Below are 16015 nucleotides of genomic sequence, written 5' to 3'. Positions count from 1 at the left end.
GCACCAGGTTAAAACGTTTCCCAGTTCGCTTCAGGCACGCTCGCTGCGGGCTGCGCTTTCGGCACGTAGGTTTTCACCGGCGCGGCTTTGACCGCCTGATTCCGGGTAATTTTAAACACCGCCACCGCGTCATTCAGGCGTGCAGCCTGATCTTCCAGCGCGGCCGCCGCGGCCGCAGACTCCTCGACCAGCGAGGCGTTCTGCTGGGTCACGCGATCCATTTCAGCCACCGCCTGGCCCACCTGGTCGATACCGCGGCTCTGCTCGTCAGAGGCTGAGGCGATCTCGCCCATAATGTCCGTCACGCGGGTGACCGCATTGACGATCTCCGCCATCGTCGCCCCGGCTTCGTTAACCAGCTGCGAGCCGGCGTTCACGCGCTCGCCGGAATCGTCGATCAGCGCTTTGATCTCTTTCGCCGCCTGGGCACTGCGCTGGGCGAGGGTACGTACTTCCCCTGCGACCACCGCAAAGCCACGGCCCTGTTCACCTGCACGCGCAGCCTCTACCGCCGCGTTCAACGCCAGAATGTTGGTCTGGAAAGCAATACCGTCGATTACGTTGGTAATTTGCGCAATTTTACTGGAACTGGTGGCGATTTCGTCCATCGTGCGCACGACACCTTCCACCACGTTCCCGCCCTTCTTCGCCGTTGAGGAGGCATCCAGTGCCAGACGGGAAGCCTGACGGGCGTTATCGGCATTCTGCTTCACGGTGGCCGTCAGCTGTTCCATGCTGGCTGCCGTTTCTTCCAGGGAAGCCGCCTGTTGCTCAGTACGTGAAGAAAGGTCGTTACTCCCGGCAGAAATTTCACCGGCTCCGGTGTAGATGGTGTCGGCACCTTCACGCACCACGCCAACGGTATTCGCCAGCGAGGTCTGCATCTCCTGCACGTTGCGCGCCAGGATCGCCATTTCGTTCTTACCGTCAGCCTGAATCGGCTGGGTTAAGTCCCCTGCCGCAATGGCGCGAATATGGTTGATCACCTCTTCCAGAGGCAGCAGCAGCACGCGACGCATGGCGATCCAGCTGGAAATAATCACCACAATGACCAACAGCATTACCGCAGAGAGGATCCACAGAATGCGTTTGTAGTCGCTTTCATTGTCCTGGATGCCTTTATCGGTAAGCGTTGCCTGTGCTCCACGCCACTCGCGATAAACCGCCTGCATCGCAGTCTGTTTTTGCTCAGCGTTCTGCTTGAACATGTCTTCCAGATTGCCCTGGCTCAGCAGCACGTTCATTTGCGTCAGCGTTGAGGAGTAAATACGGTATTGCTCCTCCAGTCGCTTCGCCAGATTCTCGTCCAGGCCCGGCGTATTCGGCAGGGCATAGTATTTATCGTAATGGACCTGCGCATCAGCCAGCAGATTTTTCGCGGTGTTGACCAGCTCATTGAGCTGACCACCGTTAATCTGTGAAGCCATGCTGCTTTGCAGACGCAGCATCCCACGGTTCAGCGTCACGCGCGCCTGGTTCAGGCTGATCCACGCATCGGTAAACTCCGCCACATTCTTGCTGGAGAGCTGCGACACGGTGAAATTGTCTTTATCGTTGTTCAGCGCGTTGATAAAGATCCCCGCGGAAATCACTTGCATGATGCCGAGTACAAGCAGCACCGAAATAAGAAGAGTAATAACTTTTATACGTTTAAACATACGTTGCCTTTGTTATATGCAGGTTTGTCTGACGTGGATATATCGGCAGGCAAGGCGGGTTGTTTACTGTTTCTCCACCTTTAAAAACTTTCTAAACCACTTTCCTGAGTCCATTCAGGGCGTTAACCCGGATAACTTTTTGTGACTTACGTCTCACTTTTACCCTTCCCTCTAAAGGGTTATAGCGCCGCCTTAAAGATGCATTTAATATGCATCTTATATTCTTGATACGAGGTAACTGCTATGGCCTTTCGCGACCAACCCCTCGGCGAGCTGGCGCTCTCCATCCCTCGCGCTTCTGCGCTGTTCCGTAAATACGATATGGATTACTGCTGCGGCGGTAAGCAAACCCTCGCGCGAGCGGCCTCACGTAAGGAGCTGGATGTGGAGGTGATTGAAGCAGAGCTGGCGCAACTGGCCGAACAGCCTGTTGATAAAGACTGGCGTACCGCCCCGCTCGCAGAAATCATCGACCACATCATTGTGCGTTACCACGATCGCCACCGGGAGCAACTGCCGGAGCTGATCCTGCAGGCGACCAAAGTCGAGCGCGTACATGCTGACAAACCTTCCGTACCCCGCGGTCTGGCGAAATATCTGACCATGCTGCACGAAGAGCTTTCCAGCCACATGATGAAAGAAGAACAGATCCTCTTCCCGATGATTAAACAGGGAATGGGCAGCCAGGCAATGGGTCCGATTAGCGTGATGGAAAGCGAGCATGATGATGCGGGCGAACTGCTGGAAGTGATCAAACACACCACCCACAACGTCACACCGCCGCCAGAGGCGTGCACCACCTGGAAAGCGATGTACAACGGCATTAACGAGATGATCGATGACCTGATGGAACACATCAGTCTTGAGAACAACGTGTTGTTCCCGCGGGCATTAGCTGGGGAATAAAAAAAAGCCGCTGCGGCCTGATGCCCTCTCCCACAGGGAGAGGGTGCAAAAACTAAAAACGGCAACTGAAGTTGCCGTTTTGCTTTTATCTTACGCCTGCCATACGTTTCTTACCGATAAACACCCAGCCCAGCCCCAGCGCGATAAACCACAGCGGCGTAACAATCAGCGCCTGACGGGTATCATCTTCCAGCGTCAGCAGCACCAGCACGAAAACGAAGAACGCCATGCACACCCAGCACATCAGCTTGCCCAGCGGCATCTTGTAGATCGACTTCTCATGCAGGTGTGGACGCTGTTTGCGGTACACCAGGTACGAGCAGAGGATAATGGTCCAGACGAACATAAACAGGATTGCAGAGACCGTGGTGATCATAGTGAACGCGCCAATCACGCTTGGGTTCACGTAGAGCATGACCACGCCGCCCAGCAGGCACATGCAGGAGAAAGTCAGCCCTTTCGCCGGTACCGCACGCTTAGACAGTTTCGCAAAGGCGCTCGGCGCCACGCCCTCCTGCGCCAGACCAAACAGCATACGGCTGGTTGAGAACACGCCGCTGTTCGCGGACGACGCCGCAGAGGTCAGCACGACGAAGTTAATCAGGCTTGCCGCAGCGGGCAGCCCTACCAGCACAAACAGTTCAACGAACGGGCTCTTGCTCGGCACCACGGAGCTCCACGGCGTCACGGACATAATGATGATCAGCGCGAAGACGTAGAACATGATGATGCGAACCGGAATCGAGTTAATGGCGCGCGGGAGAGACTTCTCGGGATCTTTAGTTTCGGCCGCCGTGGTTCCCACCAGCTCAATGCCCACAAACGCGAACACCGCAATCTGGAAGCCGGCAAAGAAGCCGCTGATGCCTTTCGGGAACCAGCCACCGTCATTCCACAGATGGGTAAATGACGCCTGTACGCCGGTTGGCGACTGGAAGTGCGTCAGTACCATCACCAGGCCCACAACAATCAGCCCCACGATAGCGACAATCTTGATCATCGCGAACCAGAACTCCATCTCACCGAACATTTTTACGGTGGCGAGGTTGAGGCTCAGCAGCAAAGCGATAACCGCCAGCGAGGCCACCCAGTCTGACAGTCCCGGGAACCAGAACTGTGCGTAGGCGGTAATCGCCACGACGTCCGCCATACCGGTAACAACCCAGCAGAACCAGTAGGTCCAGCCGGTGAAATAGCCTGCCCATGGTCCGAGCAGGTCAGACGCGAAGTCGCTGAAGGATTTGTATTCGAGGTTCGAGAGCAGCAATTCACCCATTGCCCGCATCACGAAGAACAGCATGAAACCAATGATCATATAAACGAAGATGATCGACGGCCCGGCAAGACTGATGGTTTTGCCTGACCCCATAAACAGCCCGGTCCCGATGGCCCCACCTATGGCGATAAGCTGAATATGACGGTTTGTGAGATTGCGCCGTAGCGACTGTTCAGACGTCGCCTCTTCTGCAGCGGCGACTTTGACCTGATCTACCATGTAATTTTTCCTGTTTATGCCTGTCTGTGTTGTTAAGGCTCTTCTGGCCTTTAAATACGTCAAAAGATGACGTTCCCCTTGTAAGGGCTTATCGATATTAGGTAAGAATCGGCGGGATGAATACTATGATTTAGATATTATGTTAATAATATGTTGAAAGTGAGTGTCATATCACTCATACAGCGCGAAACAGCTCACAAAAATACACGCAAAAGTTTCGTTTGCAAGATAAAATATTGATAACGTCGTAACTATAGGTTTTATCACTATTTTCCTCTCCCCGAACGGAGAGAGGAAATAAGAAAAGTCGATTACAGGATTTCCAGCAGCTCGACTTCAAATACCAGGGTGCTGAATGGCGGGATGGATGCGCCAGCACCACGCTCGCCGTAAGCCAGGTTGTGCGGAATAGTCAGTTCCCATTTGGAGCCAACTGACATCAGGGTCAGCGCTTCAATCCAGCCTGCGATCACGCCGTTGACCGGGAATTCTGCCGGTTCGCCACGCGCCACGGAGCTGTCAAACACGGTGCCGTCGATCAGTTTACCGGTATAATGTACGCGAACGTGGTCGGTACGTGCCGGGATTGCGCCGTCGCCCTGGTTGATCACGCGGAACTGCAGGCCAGACTCGGTGCTGTTCACGCCTTCACGCTCACGGTTCTCTTCCAGATATTTCACGCCTTCGGCCGCCATCTCTTCGAAACGCGCGCGACGCACAGCGTCAGCACGTTCATGAATTTCACGCAGTGCGCGGTGTACAACGTCAACCGGAACAGCGGGCTGTTTACCTTCCAGCGCATCAGCGATACCCGCCACCAGCGCTTCTGGTAACAGACCTTCCAGGCCGGATTCGCTCAGCTGCTGTCCTACCTGCAAGCCGATACCGTAACTTGCCTGCGCTTCGATAGTGTCAAAAGTCGGGGTGGTCATGGGTTTTCCTTCCATCACATTTAAAGTAGCGGGCAGCATAGCAGCCATGCCCTTATGGGTAAAACTTTGTCTGAAGTTAAGGTGACAAACCGCGACGAAACAGAAACAATAGAGACAACCAGGATTAATCCCGAACTGATGTCACGGATGTCGGGTTTGCTACGCCGTTCAGGCAGTTAGCAAACTATACTTCGATGCACAGGATAAAAAAGACGCGGAGCAGGAGGAGAGCCATGCCCGGGCGATTTGAACTGAAACCTACCCTGGCGAAAATCTGGCAGGCGCCGGACAATTTTCGCATTATGGACCCGCTGCCTCCCCTGCATCGCAGAGGGATTATCATTGGTGCGCTGATGGTGATCGTGGGCTTCCTGCTTCCTTCCGGCGGTGATGATGCCGATACCGCCCCTGTCACCCGCAATGCACAACTGGATATTCAGTCGCAAACGCGGCCGCAGCCTGATGCACAGCCGATGCAAACGCAACTGGTGACCCCTTCGAACGATCCGGGTCAGGTCGCGCCGGTTGAACCGGAGCCCGTCCAGGAAGATCAGGCTCAAACCTCCGCCCCGGTAGAGCAGCAGGCTCAGCAGCCTACGGGCATTGAGCAGCAGTGGCGCTCCTATCGCGTCGAGCCGGGTAAAACCCTGGCGCAGCTTTTCCGCGATCACAACCTGCCGCCGACTGACGTGTATGCCATGGCGAAAGTGGAAGGTGCGGGTAAGCCGCTCAGTAACCTGCAGAATGGTCAGATGGTACAGATTCGCCAGAATGCCAGCGGTGTGGTGACAGGCTTAACGATTGATACAGGAAATGGTCAGCAGGTGCTGTTTACCCGCCAGCCGGACGGCAGTTTTGTCCGGGCGCGTTAAAGACCCGGTTCTTTAAAAAGCAAAACGCCGGCACAAGGCCGGCGTTTCAACGTGAGCAGAGTAAAAAATTACTCAGCTACAACGTTAACAACCAGTTTAGCGAACACTTCGCTGTGAACCTGGAAGTCAACTTCGTGCTCACCAGTGGTACGCAGAACGCCGTTCGGCATACGAACTTCGCTCTTAGCCACTTTAACGCCTGCTGCAGTCACTGCATCAGCGATATCGCGGGTACCGATGGAACCGAACAGTTTACCTTCGTCGCCAGCTTTAGACGCGATGGTAACGGTGCCCAGTGCGTTGATTGCTTCAGCGCGAGCGTTAGCAGCCGCCAGAACGTCAGCCAGTTTGGCTTCCAGTTCAGCACGACGTGCTTCGAAAAACTCTACGTTTTTCTTAGTAGCTGGAACAGCTTTACCCTGTGGAACCAGGAAGTTACGAGCGTAACCCGCTTTAACGTTTACCTGATCACCCAGGCTGCCCAGGTTTGCTACTTTATCAAGCAGAATAACTTGCATTACCTTATCCTCTTAAAGTCGTATTAATGGACCGTGCCCGATTACTGATGACGATCAGTGTACGGCAGCAGGGACAGGTAGCGAGCGCGTTTGATAGCGCGAGCCAGCTGACGCTGATATTTTGCACGAGTACCGGTGATACGGCTTGGGACAATCTTACCGCTTTCGGTGATGTAGTTTTTCAGCGTTGCGATATCTTTATAGTCGATCTCTTGAACGCCTTCCGCGGTGAAACGGCAGAACTTGCGACGACGGAAATAACGTGCCATATGGCTAGTCTCCAGAATCTATCAAATCAATCTGCTCGGCATGCAGAACCATTTTGCTCAGGCCGTTCTTTGCCTTGTGGCAAGAGATGAACCCCTGAACGATTACTGCGCTACCGACCGTTAAACTGTGAGTAATGGCCTGGTTTTCGTGTCCGCTAATAATAACGGGCATTTGGCACCACGCCTGCCGGTGAAACCCGGCTTCCTCTTGCACAGAACGATGCTCAAGCACGAACTGGCAATGCGGAATTCCTGATGGACTGACCTTTCGAAGGGGAGCCCTGCATACGATGCCGGACAACGCCAGACGGTTGGTCATCAGAAATTACTCTTCAGAATCCCCAGCATCAGAATCATCTGCGGTTTCGTTTGCGAAATCATCGCGACGCTCACGGCGCTCGTCTTTCGCTTTAACCATCGGAGATGCTTCGGTAACTGCGTTTTTGGTACGCATAACCATGCTGCGGATAACGGCATCGTTGAAGCGGAAGGTAGTTTCCAGCTCATCGATCACTTCCTGCGGCGCTTCAACGTTCATCAGAACGTAGTGTGCTTTGTGCAGTTTGTTGATCGGGTAAGCCAGCTGACGGCGGCCCCAGTCTTCCAGACGGTGGATCGTACCTTCTGCACCAGTGATGGCAGCAGAGTAACGCTCGATCATACCCGGAACCTGTTCGCTCTGGTCAGGATGGACCATAAAAACGATTTCGTAATGACGCATCGAATTGCTCCTTACGGATTATTCAGCCTCCTGTCTGGGTCAGCCGAGGCCCGGGGAGGCAAGGAACGTGTTAAAGGTCGGCTGAAAAATTGACGCGTCATAATACTTGCGCGCCCCTGGAAACTCAAGCTGATTGCACAAATAATTCGCACAAAGCGTAAAGCGGGTCTAAGTGGGTGATTTAAAATTGAACACACCAGGAAGCGTTGTTTTTTTGAACAACTGCATCAGAAATGGTCACGCATCCCCGCCGTATGAATGATTACACTTTAATCAGAGAACACCTGAATTAAAGAAGGAGTATTCCCTCTCTCACAGCACGCAGTCGTGGAGCGCATATCATGAAAAAAATCGCATTAGCCATTATGGCTGCGCTTTTGCTCAGTGCAAACGCGATGGCAGCCATCAAAATAGACGGCCGGCAGGCCAGGAACATGGATGATGTGCAAAGCTTAGGCGTAATCTATATCAATCATAATTTCGCCACTGAAAGCGAAGCAGATCAGGCACTAAATGAAGAGACCGATGCCCAGGGCGCAACCTATTACCACGTGATGTTAATCCGTGAGCCCGGCAGCAACGGCAATATGCACGCCAGTGCAGACATTTACCGATAACGCTTTAACGCTAGCACCAGGAAAGCCAACAACGAGAACATAGCCATAGTTTACGTTGCCCCCTGCCCGGGGGCTTTTTTTTTAAATGGCTCTGAAATACCACCGGTTACAACTGTTTTTCGGTATTCCAGAGCACTTATTTACTTCTGCCCGTAATAGGCATTCGGGCCGTGCTTGCGCATGAAATGCTTGTTCATCAGGTAATCATCAATCCCCTGAAGCTGTGGATTTATGTCGCGGGCAATCCACGCCATTTTGGCCACCTCTTCCATCACCACAGCATTATGCACAGCGTCGTGAGCATCTTTACCCCAGGAGAACGGACCGTGTTGGTACACCACAATTCCCGGCGTATGCAGCGGTTCTGACTCACCCAGCGTTTCGATAATCACCTTGCCGGTGTTGAGCTCGTACTCGCCTTCCACCTCGGCCTGCGTTAACGCGCGCGTGCAGGGAATATCCCCGAAGAAGTAATCCGCGTGCGTCGTGCCCAGCGCCGGGATGGCAAGCCCAGCCTGTGCCCAGGCGGTGGCATGGGTTGAGTGGGTATGCACTACCCCGCCGAGGGAGGGATAACGTCGATAAAGCGCCAGATGGGTAGCAGTATCCGAAGAAGGACGCCACTGTCCCTCTACGACGTTTCCTTCAAGGTCCACGACAACCATATCGTCGACCTTCATGGTCTCATACGCCACTCCGCTGGGTTTAATGACGATGAGACCGCGCTCTCGGTCAATCGCGCTGACGTTACCCCAGGTGAACGTTACCAGGCCATAGCGCGGCAAATCCATATTGGCTTCAAAGACCTGCTGTTTAAGCTTAAGCATGTTCCACCTCCAGCAAACCTGCTCGCGCCATACGCTCGCGCACCCAGTCCCGCGCGTTTGCCACTTCCGCTGCCGGGTCGTCAGACGTCTCGCTCCACATCTCAATCAGGTAAGGCCCGCAATACCCTGTCTGCTTGAGCGTCTCGAAGCATCGTTCGAACTCCACCACCCCGGTGCCGAACGGTACGTTTTTAAACACGCCAGGACGGGTATCTTTGACGTGCACCGCCACGATATGCCCAATGCCCGCCTGCAGCTCCATCTGCACGTCGTTATCCCATGCCGACAGGTTGCCGATATCCGGATAGAGCTGGAACCACGGGTTATTCAGATAGTGCGCGTAGCCCAGTGCCTTGCTGATGGAGTTCATTAACGGGTAGTCCATGATCTCCATCGCCAGCGTCACCTGCGCGCGGCTTGCCATTTCAACACTCTCTTTCAGACCGTCACGGAAACGACGGCGCGTTTCATCGTTGGCTTCCTGATAGTAAACGTCATAACCCGCCAGCTGGATCACACGGATACCGACATCCTGAGCAAAGCGAATGGCTTTGCGCATGATCTCCAGCCCCTGCGCCCGCACGGCATCATCTTCGCTGCCGAGGGGAAAACGACGGTGAGCGCTCAGGCACATGGACGGCACGCGCACGCCGGTTTCAGCGATGGCGCTCACCAGCGCCAGACGCTGCTCGCGGCTCCAGTCGAGGCGAGAGAGGCGTTCATCCGTCTCATCCACTGACATTTCGACAAAATCGAAACCCAGCTGCTTCGCCAGCTGTAACCGCGCCAGCCAGCACTCCCCCGCAGGGAGTGCCTTTTCATAGATGCCAAGCGGAACCTGTTTTGACAACATACCCGCTCCTTAGCCCCAAAGCTGAGCGATTGAGCGTTTGAACTGACGCGCTGCTTCCACCGGAGACGCCGCGTCACGGATGCTACGACCCGCGATAAAGACGTGAATCGGGATACCCTTGAACAGCGGCAGATCTTCCAGCGCCAGGCCACCGGTCACGGTCACTTTGAAGCCCATTTCGGCCAGACGTTTAATCGCGCTGATGTCCGCGTCGCCCCACGCCACGCCAGCGGCTTGCGCATCACGGCTGCGGTGGTACACCACCTGCTGGATCCCCGCATCGCGCCACGCCTGTGCCTGCTCCCAGGTCCAGAAACCGGTCAGTTCAATCTGCACGTCGCCGTTAAACTCTTTTGCCACGTCCAGCGCGCCTTTGGCGGTATTGATATCCGCGCAGCAGATCACGGTGACCCAGTCGGCGTTGGCTTCAAAACACATGCGGGAGAGGATTTTGCCCGCGTCAGCGATTTTGGCATCAGCCAGTACGATTTTGTGCGGGTAGAGCGCCTTCAGGTCACGAACGGCGCGAACGCCTTCGCCCACGCACAGAATGGTACCCACTTCAATGATGTCTACCTCTTCGGCGATCAGGCGGGTGGTTTCATAAGCATCGGACAGCGTCTGGTTATCCAGCGCAACCTGCAACATTGGTAATGACATGTTCAATTCCTCTTAAACGGCCGCCGCAGTGGCGTTATCAATTAAATCCAGCACTTCCTGCGCGGTACGGCAGGCGCGTAAACGGTCAAAATTGGCTTCATCATCAAACAGATTGACGATCTGCATGATGCCCACCTCCTGGTGGGTATTGGCATCGACGGCCGCCATGGTGATCAGGATATCGACCGGGTCGTTATCTTCATGGTTGAAGACCAGGGGCGTTTTCAGCGTGACCAGCGCAAAGCCGGTTTTCTTCACGCCCTCTTCCGGGCGGCCGTGCGGCATAGCCAGCCCCGGGGCAATCACAAAATAGGGGCCGTGCTGCGCCACGCCATCCAGAATGGCCTGGTAATAACGCGGCTCGACAACGTCCGCCTTAACCAGCAGATCCACGCTCAGCTTCACCGCTTCCTGCCAGGTGCTGGCGTCAGCCTGCAAAAGGATGGAGTCATTCTCTGCCAGCGAATCTCGTAGTTTCATGTCGGGTCCTTACTTCACGTCTTGTGGGAAGTGTTCTTTGATCACTTCCAGCAGTTTTGGTCCGAAATCCGCAGGCGACAGCATGTTGCGCACGCCCACCACATATTTGTTGCCCGACACGCTAATCTCGCCGGCAATGTGAGTTGACGCGATGATGATGTCTGCGCCGTTCAGCTCACTTTTGTATTCACCCACTGCGCAGCTGTTTACCGTGTGGTCGATGTTTGACTGGGTTAAAAACTGGTCCACTTTCATCTTCATGATCATGGAGCTGCCTTGCCCATTGCCACACACAGCCAGGATACGTACGGTCATAATCGAAACTCCTTAGTGAGCAGAAACTTCTGCTGTTTGTTTTTCTGCATCTTCTTCTGCTCGCAGCGAACGGCCAGCGAAGAACATATAAGCCAGTGCAATCAGGATGATGACGGCCATAAAGACCAGCCCGACGGACGCAAAGCCCTGCATCATCGGCGGCGCCAGGATTGACCAGTCCGCCATGCCCATCCAGGCGCTCATACCGGTGAGCTTGACCGCCCACACGCAACCGAAGATTTCCACCATCCCCATCACCAGGCAGATCTTGAGCGCGGCACGCCAGCCGCCGAAGTGGTTAGCAAAGACGCCGATGGTGGCGTTGGAGAAGAACATCGGGATAAAGCCAGGAATAATCAGGATTGAAGAGCCGCAGGCCACCAGGATACCCACCGCAATCAGCTGGCCGATGGTGCCCCACATAAAGCCCCAGACGACGGCGTTTGGCGCGAAGCTATAGATGGCCGCACAGTCAATTGCCAGCACGGCTCCCGGGATCAGGCGCTGAGAGATGCCGTTGAAGGCTTCAGAGAGCTCGGCGACGAACATACGCACGCCCTGAGTGATAATGAAAATGGCCACCGCGAAGGAGAAACCGGTCTGCAGGATATAAATCGTCCAGTGCGTTTTGCCCGCCATCGCCTGCACAACGTCAATGCCAAAGGAGAGCAGAATGGCGCCGAAGAAAATGGTCATCACAATCGCCGTCGAGACGATGTTGTCATGGAAGATATTCAGCCAACCGGGCATCTTAAGGTCTTCAACGCTCTCCTCTTTTTTCCCCAGGTATGGCGCAACTTTATAGGCAACCCAGGCCGCAAACTGCTGCTGATGGCCGATGGAGAAGCCACAGCCGTCGGTCACTTCCTGGGTCGGCTTGTACATCATGTTGGAGGTGATGCCCCAATAGAGCGAGACCAGCACCGCGGTGCAGATAATCGTGGTCCACATTGGGTAACCGAAGATATAGAGAGAAACCGCGATCAGACCCGCCTGCTGGAACATGATGTGACCGGTAAGCATGATGGTGCGAATACCGGTAATGCGACGCAGCAACACGTAAATAATGTTCAGCGCCAGCGCGAGCAGAACCGCGTAACCCACCCAGCTGTAGGCGTCACCCATGCGGTCAATCGTGGCCATCATTGAGGCATAAGTATCGGAAATTGCACCGTTTATACCGTAGACCTCCGCCATTTTGGCGACGACTGGCTTAAACGTGCTGGTCAGGATGCCTGACCCCGCCTGCAACAGCATAAAACCGATAATGGTCTTAATCGTGCCTTTGATGATCACGCTGACGCTTTTACGCAGCAGGATGTAACCCAGGCACGTCACGATACCCAGCAGCAGCGGGGCGTTGGTCATTACCTGATTGAAGAAAACGGTAAAGACGTTGTAGAGGATCTCCATAACTCTCTCCAGAAATGAGAACACGAGGGGCAATCCCTGTGTGGTTGGTGTCATCACTCTAGTAATCACAAATAATCATCACAAGATTGAATTTGATTATTTGTGACGCATCACGCAAATTATTTCCATGGTGTTAGTAATGATTTTCACTACCGCACGACGAAAATGAATTATTCTTTATAATTCATGCAATTAATGATTAATAGGAGATAGTCTAACAAGGATGAAGCAGAGGTTCTGTGATGTCGAACAGTTAAAATTACGCACTTTTGTCATTGCAAAGCACGTCAAATGGTGCCAGAGTTAATCACAACAAATCACCATATGATTACTTTTGATTAAAACCAGGAGTCAAAACGATGAGTAAAGTGAACACCATCACCCGTGAATCATGGATTCTGAGCACCTTCCCGGAGTGGGGTAGCTGGCTGAACGAAGAGATCGAACAGGAACAGGTTGCTCCTGGTACTTTTGCCATGTGGTGGCTGGGCTGCACCGGTATCTGGCTGAAATCCGAGGGTGGCGCAAATATTTGCGTCGATTTCTGGTGCGGCACAGGCAAACAGAGCCACGGTAATCCGTTGATGAAAAAAGGCCACCAGATGCAGCGCATGGCCGGCGTGGAAAAACTGCAACCGAACCTGCGTACCACGCCGTTTGTGCTCGATCCTTTTGCCATTCGCCAGATCGATGCCGTGCTCTCCACCCACGATCACAACGATCATATTGACGTGAACGTGGCGGCGGCAGTAATGCAAAACTGCGCGGACGACGTGCCGTTTATCGGGCCGCAGACCTGCGTGGATCTCTGGATTGGCTGGGGCGTGCCAAAAGAGCGCTGCATCGTGATGAAACCGGGCGACGTGGTGAAAATCAAAGACATTGAAATTCACGCCCTGGATGCCTTTGACCGTACCGCACTGATTACGCTGCCGGCTGACCAGAAAGCCGCAGGCGTTCTGCCGGACGGCATGGACGAGCGCGCCGTCAACTACCTGTTCAAAACCCCTGGCGGTTCCCTGTACCACAGCGGCGACTCACACTACTCTAACTACTACGCAAAGCACGGTAATGAGCATCAGATTGACGTGGCGCTGGGCTCCTACGGCGAGAACCCACGCGGCATCACCGACAAGATGACCAGCGCCGATATGCTGCGTATGGCGGAGGCGCTGAACACCAAAGTCGTGATTCCGTTCCACCACGACATCTGGTCAAACTTCCAGGCCGATCCGCAGGAAATTCGCGTGCTGTGGGAGATGAAAAAAGACCGCCTGAAGTACGGCTTCAAGCCATTTATCTGGCAGGTAGGCGGCAAGTTCACCTGGCCGCTGGATAAAGACAATCTTGAGTACCACTACCCACGCGGTTTCGATGATTGCTTTACTATTGAGCCAGACCTGCCGTTTAAGTCCTTCCTCTGATTATCCGGCCACATCGCCAGACCTTGAGTCTGGCGATTTCATATTTATTTTAGTAATTTCACGCTATTTCAAATATCATCTTTTCAAATCAATTCTTATCGGAATAGCTCATGACGGAAGCGCAACGGCATCAAATTTTACTGGAACTCCTGGCGCAAACAGGGTTTATCACCGTCGAGAAAGTGATCGAACGTTTAGGCATCTCCCCCGCTACCGCGCGGCGGGACATTAACAAGCTGGATGAGAGCGGCAAACTGAAAAAAGTCCGCAACGGCGCAGAAGCCATCAGCCAGCAGCGTCCACGCTGGTCGCCGATGAATATCCATCAGGCGCAGAATCACGATGAAAAGGTGCGGATCGCCAGAGCCGCCTCACAGCTGGTGAACCCGGGTGAGAGCGTCGTCATCAACTGCGGGTCTACGGCATTTTTGCTGGGCCGCGAGATGTGCGGCAAGCCGGTGCAGATCATCACCAACTACCTACCGCTCGCCAACTATCTTATCGACCAGGAGCATGACAGCGTGGTGATCATGGGCGGCCAGTACAATAAGAGCCAGTCCATCACCCTTAGCCCCCAGGACAGTGAAAACAGTCTTTACGCCGGGCACTGGATGTTTACCAGCGGCAAAGGCCTGACTGCAGACGGTTTATATAAAACCGATATGCTGACTGCGATGGCCGAACAAAACATGCTGAACGTTGTGGGCAAACTCGTCGTGCTGGTCGACAGCAGTAAAGTCGGTGAACGCGCAGGCATGCTGTTCAGCCGCGCAGAACAGATCGACATGGTGATCACCGGCAAAGGGGCTAACCCCGAGATCCTCCAGAAACTGGAAGATCAGGGCGTCAAAATCCTGCGGGTTTAAAGGTGCTGGCGGAAAAACGCCACCGTGGCCTCCAGCGCCGTTGGCGTGATGCGGTGGCGGACGCCCGATTCCCACAAACAGGTCAGATTACCGTCCAGTCCTTCACGCTTTAGCGCCTGCTGCAGGCGAAAGGTGCCGTCAGGCGGTACCACGTCATCTGCGTCACCGTGCCACAGCAGAAGCGGACGATCGGCCACGCGCGGCAGTGCGCGAGTCACTTCCCAGTCAGCCAGCCTCGCCGTCATTTCCGTCAAATCTTGCGGGGGAAAAAGCGTCTTCGCCAGCGACGTAAAGTAGCCGGAGCCCATCAGACAGGCGACGGATCTCACTTCAGGATGATGCGTCATAATCCCCAGCGCCGTCATGCCGCCCATCGAGGCCCCGGCAACCGCCAGCCGGTTATCGGCCACCAGCCCTGCGTCATAAAGCGCATCGCGCAGCCCGGAAAACTCGGTCAGACTGCCGTGCAGAATGGGCCAGAACTGACCAAGCCGCGCCTGTTCATCCCCCGTAAAGCGCACACCGTGATCGGGGGCATCCGGCATGACGACACGAAAACCGGCCTGCGCCAGCGCCACGGCAAAATAACTGTAAACCAGCTTTGACGAGGTAAATCCATGATAAAAAACCACAACTGGCAGCGGTTTATCACGTTTCCCCGTCGGCATGGCGTGTAAAATTTCATGGTCGCCGAGACGGCGTATTTCAATTTCAATCATTGTCGACCCTGTACGAATGAATGATTCATAATGTTGAGAACTGGGTTACGGTTTCAGGCTATTTTCATTCGAAAATTACGCCCCAGATAACACTTCGGGAACATTCCCCCAAAACGAAATTCGCAGACAACTACACTATGGCTATCAGGAAAAGAGATATGGTTATGCACAGGTTTGCAGCTTTATTGCTGGTGCTTCTTCTCAGTGGCTGTAGCGCACTGCAGGGAACGCCGCAACCCGCTCCCCCGGTTGCCGATCACCCGCAGGCGATTCGTCGTAATCAGACAGAAGGATTACAACGAATGGGCACCGTCTCCGCGCTGGTTCGCGGTTCTCCGGATGACGCAGAAGAGGCAATAAAGGCACAAGCCGTCGCCGCCAAAGCAGATTATTACGTCATTATCATGGTCGATGAAACCATCATTACGGGGCAGTGGTATTCACAGGCCATTTTATACCGTCAGTAATGG

20 protein-coding genes are annotated in these 16015 nt (G+C 54.3%); 6 read left to right on the top strand and 14 right to left on the bottom strand.

The window, feature by feature from the left end; translation table 11 throughout:
* Nucleotides 1–8 precede the first annotated feature (8 nt).
* The gene (locus tag L3068_RS02050) at nt 9–1658 is read right to left on the bottom strand and encodes a methyl-accepting chemotaxis protein (protein WP_117581602.1); all 1650 of its coding nucleotides are present in this window, start codon (nt 1656–1658) and stop codon (nt 9–11) included.
* Between the two features lie 243 nt (nt 1659–1901).
* Here L3068_RS02050 and ytfE point away from each other — a divergent pair, with 243 nt between their 5' ends.
* Complete coding sequence (ytfE, locus tag L3068_RS02045) at nt 1902–2564, top strand: iron-sulfur cluster repair protein YtfE (RefSeq protein WP_045134413.1); 663 nt, start codon at nt 1902–1904, stop codon at nt 2562–2564.
* 85 nt (nt 2565–2649) lie between these two features.
* Here ytfE and cycA read toward each other — a convergent pair whose 3' ends face one another.
* Nucleotides 2650–4059: a D-serine/D-alanine/glycine transporter gene (cycA, locus tag L3068_RS02040; protein ID WP_014882247.1), complete on the bottom strand. Its 1410-nt coding sequence runs from the start codon at nt 4057–4059 to the stop codon at nt 2650–2652.
* 311 nt (nt 4060–4370) lie between these two features.
* The gene (gene bamJ, locus L3068_RS02035; protein WP_181969320.1) at nt 4371–4991 is read right to left on the bottom strand and encodes a BamJ family beta-barrel-assembly machinery protein; all 621 of its coding nucleotides are present in this window, start codon (nt 4989–4991) and stop codon (nt 4371–4373) included.
* A gap of 233 nt (nt 4992–5224) precedes the next feature.
* Between bamJ and L3068_RS02030 the strand changes: the two genes are divergently transcribed.
* Nucleotides 5225–5863: an OapA family protein gene (locus L3068_RS02030; RefSeq protein ID WP_045134414.1), complete on the top strand. Its 639-nt coding sequence runs from the start codon at nt 5225–5227 to the stop codon at nt 5861–5863.
* A gap of 68 nt (nt 5864–5931) precedes the next feature.
* On the opposite strand, the gene rplI is transcribed toward L3068_RS02030, so the two are convergent.
* Genes rplI through rpsF form a run of 4 tightly spaced genes read right to left on the bottom strand, consistent with a single transcriptional unit; the run spans nt 5932 to nt 7371 of the window.
* A complete protein-coding gene (rplI, locus tag L3068_RS02025) occupies nt 5932–6381 on the bottom strand; it encodes a 50S ribosomal protein L9 (protein ID WP_006810372.1) in 450 nt (149 codons plus the stop codon).
* A 41-nt stretch (nt 6382–6422) separates the two neighbouring features.
* Complete coding sequence (gene rpsR / locus L3068_RS02020; protein WP_000135199.1) at nt 6423–6650, bottom strand: 30S ribosomal protein S18; 228 nt, start codon at nt 6648–6650, stop codon at nt 6423–6425.
* A 4-nt stretch (nt 6651–6654) separates the two neighbouring features.
* A complete protein-coding gene (gene priB / locus L3068_RS02015) occupies nt 6655–6969 on the bottom strand; it encodes a primosomal replication protein N (protein ID WP_008502895.1) in 315 nt (104 codons plus the stop codon).
* Between the two features lie 6 nt (nt 6970–6975).
* The gene (rpsF, locus tag L3068_RS02010; RefSeq protein ID WP_014068637.1) at nt 6976–7371 is read right to left on the bottom strand and encodes a 30S ribosomal protein S6; all 396 of its coding nucleotides are present in this window, start codon (nt 7369–7371) and stop codon (nt 6976–6978) included.
* A gap of 341 nt (nt 7372–7712) precedes the next feature.
* On the opposite strand from rpsF, the gene yjfY reads away from it, so the two are divergent.
* Nucleotides 7713–7988 (top strand): DUF1471 family protein YjfY, encoded by a 276-nt coding sequence (gene yjfY, locus L3068_RS02005; protein ID WP_014882245.1) that lies wholly within the window; start codon nt 7713–7715, stop codon nt 7986–7988.
* 140 nt (nt 7989–8128) lie between these two features.
* Here yjfY and L3068_RS02000 read toward each other — a convergent pair whose 3' ends face one another.
* Genes L3068_RS02000 through ulaA form a run of 6 tightly spaced genes read right to left on the bottom strand, consistent with a single transcriptional unit; the run spans nt 8129 to nt 12536 of the window.
* Entirely contained in the window at nt 8129–8815 is a 687-nt protein-coding gene (locus tag L3068_RS02000; protein ID WP_045268849.1) for an L-ribulose-5-phosphate 4-epimerase, read from the bottom strand.
* A complete protein-coding gene (locus tag L3068_RS01995; RefSeq protein WP_014882243.1) occupies nt 8808–9668 on the bottom strand; it encodes an L-ribulose-5-phosphate 3-epimerase in 861 nt (286 codons plus the stop codon). The genes L3068_RS02000 and L3068_RS01995 overlap by 8 nt, the downstream gene beginning before the upstream one ends.
* A 9-nt stretch (nt 9669–9677) precedes the next feature.
* A complete protein-coding gene (gene ulaD / locus L3068_RS01990; protein WP_032637676.1) occupies nt 9678–10328 on the bottom strand; it encodes a 3-keto-L-gulonate-6-phosphate decarboxylase UlaD in 651 nt (216 codons plus the stop codon).
* A 12-nt stretch (nt 10329–10340) separates the two neighbouring features.
* Entirely contained in the window at nt 10341–10808 is a 468-nt protein-coding gene (gene ulaC / locus L3068_RS01985) for a PTS ascorbate transporter subunit IIA (protein WP_014882241.1), read from the bottom strand.
* 9 nt (nt 10809–10817) lie between these two features.
* Nucleotides 10818–11123, bottom strand: a complete 306-nt coding sequence (gene ulaB, locus L3068_RS01980; protein WP_003856022.1) for a PTS ascorbate transporter subunit IIB — start codon at nt 11121–11123, stop codon at nt 10818–10820.
* Between the two features lie 12 nt (nt 11124–11135).
* Nucleotides 11136–12536, bottom strand: coding sequence for a PTS ascorbate transporter subunit IIC (ulaA, locus tag L3068_RS01975; protein WP_045268847.1), 1401 nt, complete (start codon nt 12534–12536; stop codon nt 11136–11138).
* Between the two features lie 359 nt (nt 12537–12895).
* Between ulaA and ulaG the strand changes: the two genes are divergently transcribed.
* Nucleotides 12896–13960 carry an L-ascorbate 6-phosphate lactonase gene (gene ulaG / locus L3068_RS01970; protein WP_010427455.1) on the top strand — a complete coding sequence of 355 codons (1065 nt, stop codon included), beginning with the start codon at nt 12896–12898 and terminating at the stop codon, nt 13958–13960.
* Nucleotides 13961–14070: 110 nt separating this feature from the next.
* Nucleotides 14071–14826: an HTH-type transcriptional regulator UlaR gene (gene ulaR / locus L3068_RS01965; protein ID WP_014882239.1), complete on the top strand. Its 756-nt coding sequence runs from the start codon at nt 14071–14073 to the stop codon at nt 14824–14826.
* Here ulaR and yjfP read toward each other — a convergent pair.
* Nucleotides 14823–15545, bottom strand: coding sequence for an esterase (yjfP, locus tag L3068_RS01960; RefSeq protein WP_045268846.1), 723 nt, complete (start codon nt 15543–15545; stop codon nt 14823–14825). The two genes, ulaR and yjfP, sit on opposite strands and share 4 nt — an antisense overlap.
* A 137-nt stretch (nt 15546–15682) precedes the next feature.
* On the opposite strand from yjfP, the gene bsmA reads away from it, so the two are divergent.
* On the top strand, nt 15683–16012 hold the full coding sequence (gene bsmA / locus L3068_RS01955; protein ID WP_117581597.1) for a biofilm peroxide resistance protein BsmA: 330 nt from the start codon (nt 15683–15685) through the stop codon (nt 16010–16012).
* Nucleotides 16013–16015: the final 3 nt, after the last annotated feature.

The sequence above is a fragment of the Enterobacter cloacae complex sp. ECL414 genome (genome assembly GCF_021869685.1).
GTDB lineage: Bacteria > Pseudomonadota > Gammaproteobacteria > Enterobacterales > Enterobacteriaceae > Enterobacter > Enterobacter kobei.
The sequence above is the reverse complement of the archived record's forward strand: the minus strand, read 5'-3'. Positions and strand labels throughout refer to the sequence as shown.

What these genes read in the sequence shown, in the direction of transcription:
- L3068_RS02050 (WP_117581602.1), bottom strand. Translation starts at nt 1,658, where the DNA reads ATGTTTAAACGTATAAAAGTTATTACTCTTCTTATTTCGGTGCTGCTT.
- ytfE (WP_045134413.1), top strand. Translation starts at nt 1,902, where the DNA reads ATGGCCTTTCGCGACCAACCCCTCGGCGAGCTGGCGCTCTCCATCCCT.
- cycA (WP_014882247.1), bottom strand. Translation starts at nt 4,059, where the DNA reads ATGGTAGATCAGGTCAAAGTCGCCGCTGCAGAAGAGGCGACGTCTGAA.
- bamJ (WP_181969320.1), bottom strand. Translation starts at nt 4,991, where the DNA reads ATGACCACCCCGACTTTTGACACTATCGAAGCGCAGGCAAGTTACGGT.
- L3068_RS02030 (WP_045134414.1), top strand. Translation starts at nt 5,225, where the DNA reads ATGCCCGGGCGATTTGAACTGAAACCTACCCTGGCGAAAATCTGGCAG.
- rplI (WP_006810372.1), bottom strand. Translation starts at nt 6,381, where the DNA reads ATGCAAGTTATTCTGCTTGATAAAGTAGCAAACCTGGGCAGCCTGGGT.
- rpsR (WP_000135199.1), bottom strand. Translation starts at nt 6,650, where the DNA reads ATGGCACGTTATTTCCGTCGTCGCAAGTTCTGCCGTTTCACCGCGGAA.
- priB (WP_008502895.1), bottom strand. Translation starts at nt 6,969, where the DNA reads ATGACCAACCGTCTGGCGTTGTCCGGCATCGTATGCAGGGCTCCCCTT.
- rpsF (WP_014068637.1), bottom strand. Translation starts at nt 7,371, where the DNA reads ATGCGTCATTACGAAATCGTTTTTATGGTCCATCCTGACCAGAGCGAA.
- yjfY (WP_014882245.1), top strand. Translation starts at nt 7,713, where the DNA reads ATGAAAAAAATCGCATTAGCCATTATGGCTGCGCTTTTGCTCAGTGCA.
- L3068_RS02000 (WP_045268849.1), bottom strand. Translation starts at nt 8,815, where the DNA reads ATGCTTAAGCTTAAACAGCAGGTCTTTGAAGCCAATATGGATTTGCCG.
- L3068_RS01995 (WP_014882243.1), bottom strand. Translation starts at nt 9,668, where the DNA reads ATGTTGTCAAAACAGGTTCCGCTTGGCATCTATGAAAAGGCACTCCCT.
- ulaD (WP_032637676.1), bottom strand. Translation starts at nt 10,328, where the DNA reads ATGTCATTACCAATGTTGCAGGTTGCGCTGGATAACCAGACGCTGTCC.
- ulaC (WP_014882241.1), bottom strand. Translation starts at nt 10,808, where the DNA reads ATGAAACTACGAGATTCGCTGGCAGAGAATGACTCCATCCTTTTGCAG.
- ulaB (WP_003856022.1), bottom strand. Translation starts at nt 11,123, where the DNA reads ATGACCGTACGTATCCTGGCTGTGTGTGGCAATGGGCAAGGCAGCTCC.
- ulaA (WP_045268847.1), bottom strand. Translation starts at nt 12,536, where the DNA reads ATGGAGATCCTCTACAACGTCTTTACCGTTTTCTTCAATCAGGTAATG.
- ulaG (WP_010427455.1), top strand. Translation starts at nt 12,896, where the DNA reads ATGAGTAAAGTGAACACCATCACCCGTGAATCATGGATTCTGAGCACC.
- ulaR (WP_014882239.1), top strand. Translation starts at nt 14,071, where the DNA reads ATGACGGAAGCGCAACGGCATCAAATTTTACTGGAACTCCTGGCGCAA.
- yjfP (WP_045268846.1), bottom strand. Translation starts at nt 15,545, where the DNA reads ATGATTGAAATTGAAATACGCCGTCTCGGCGACCATGAAATTTTACAC.
- bsmA (WP_117581597.1), top strand. Translation starts at nt 15,683, where the DNA reads ATGGCTATCAGGAAAAGAGATATGGTTATGCACAGGTTTGCAGCTTTA.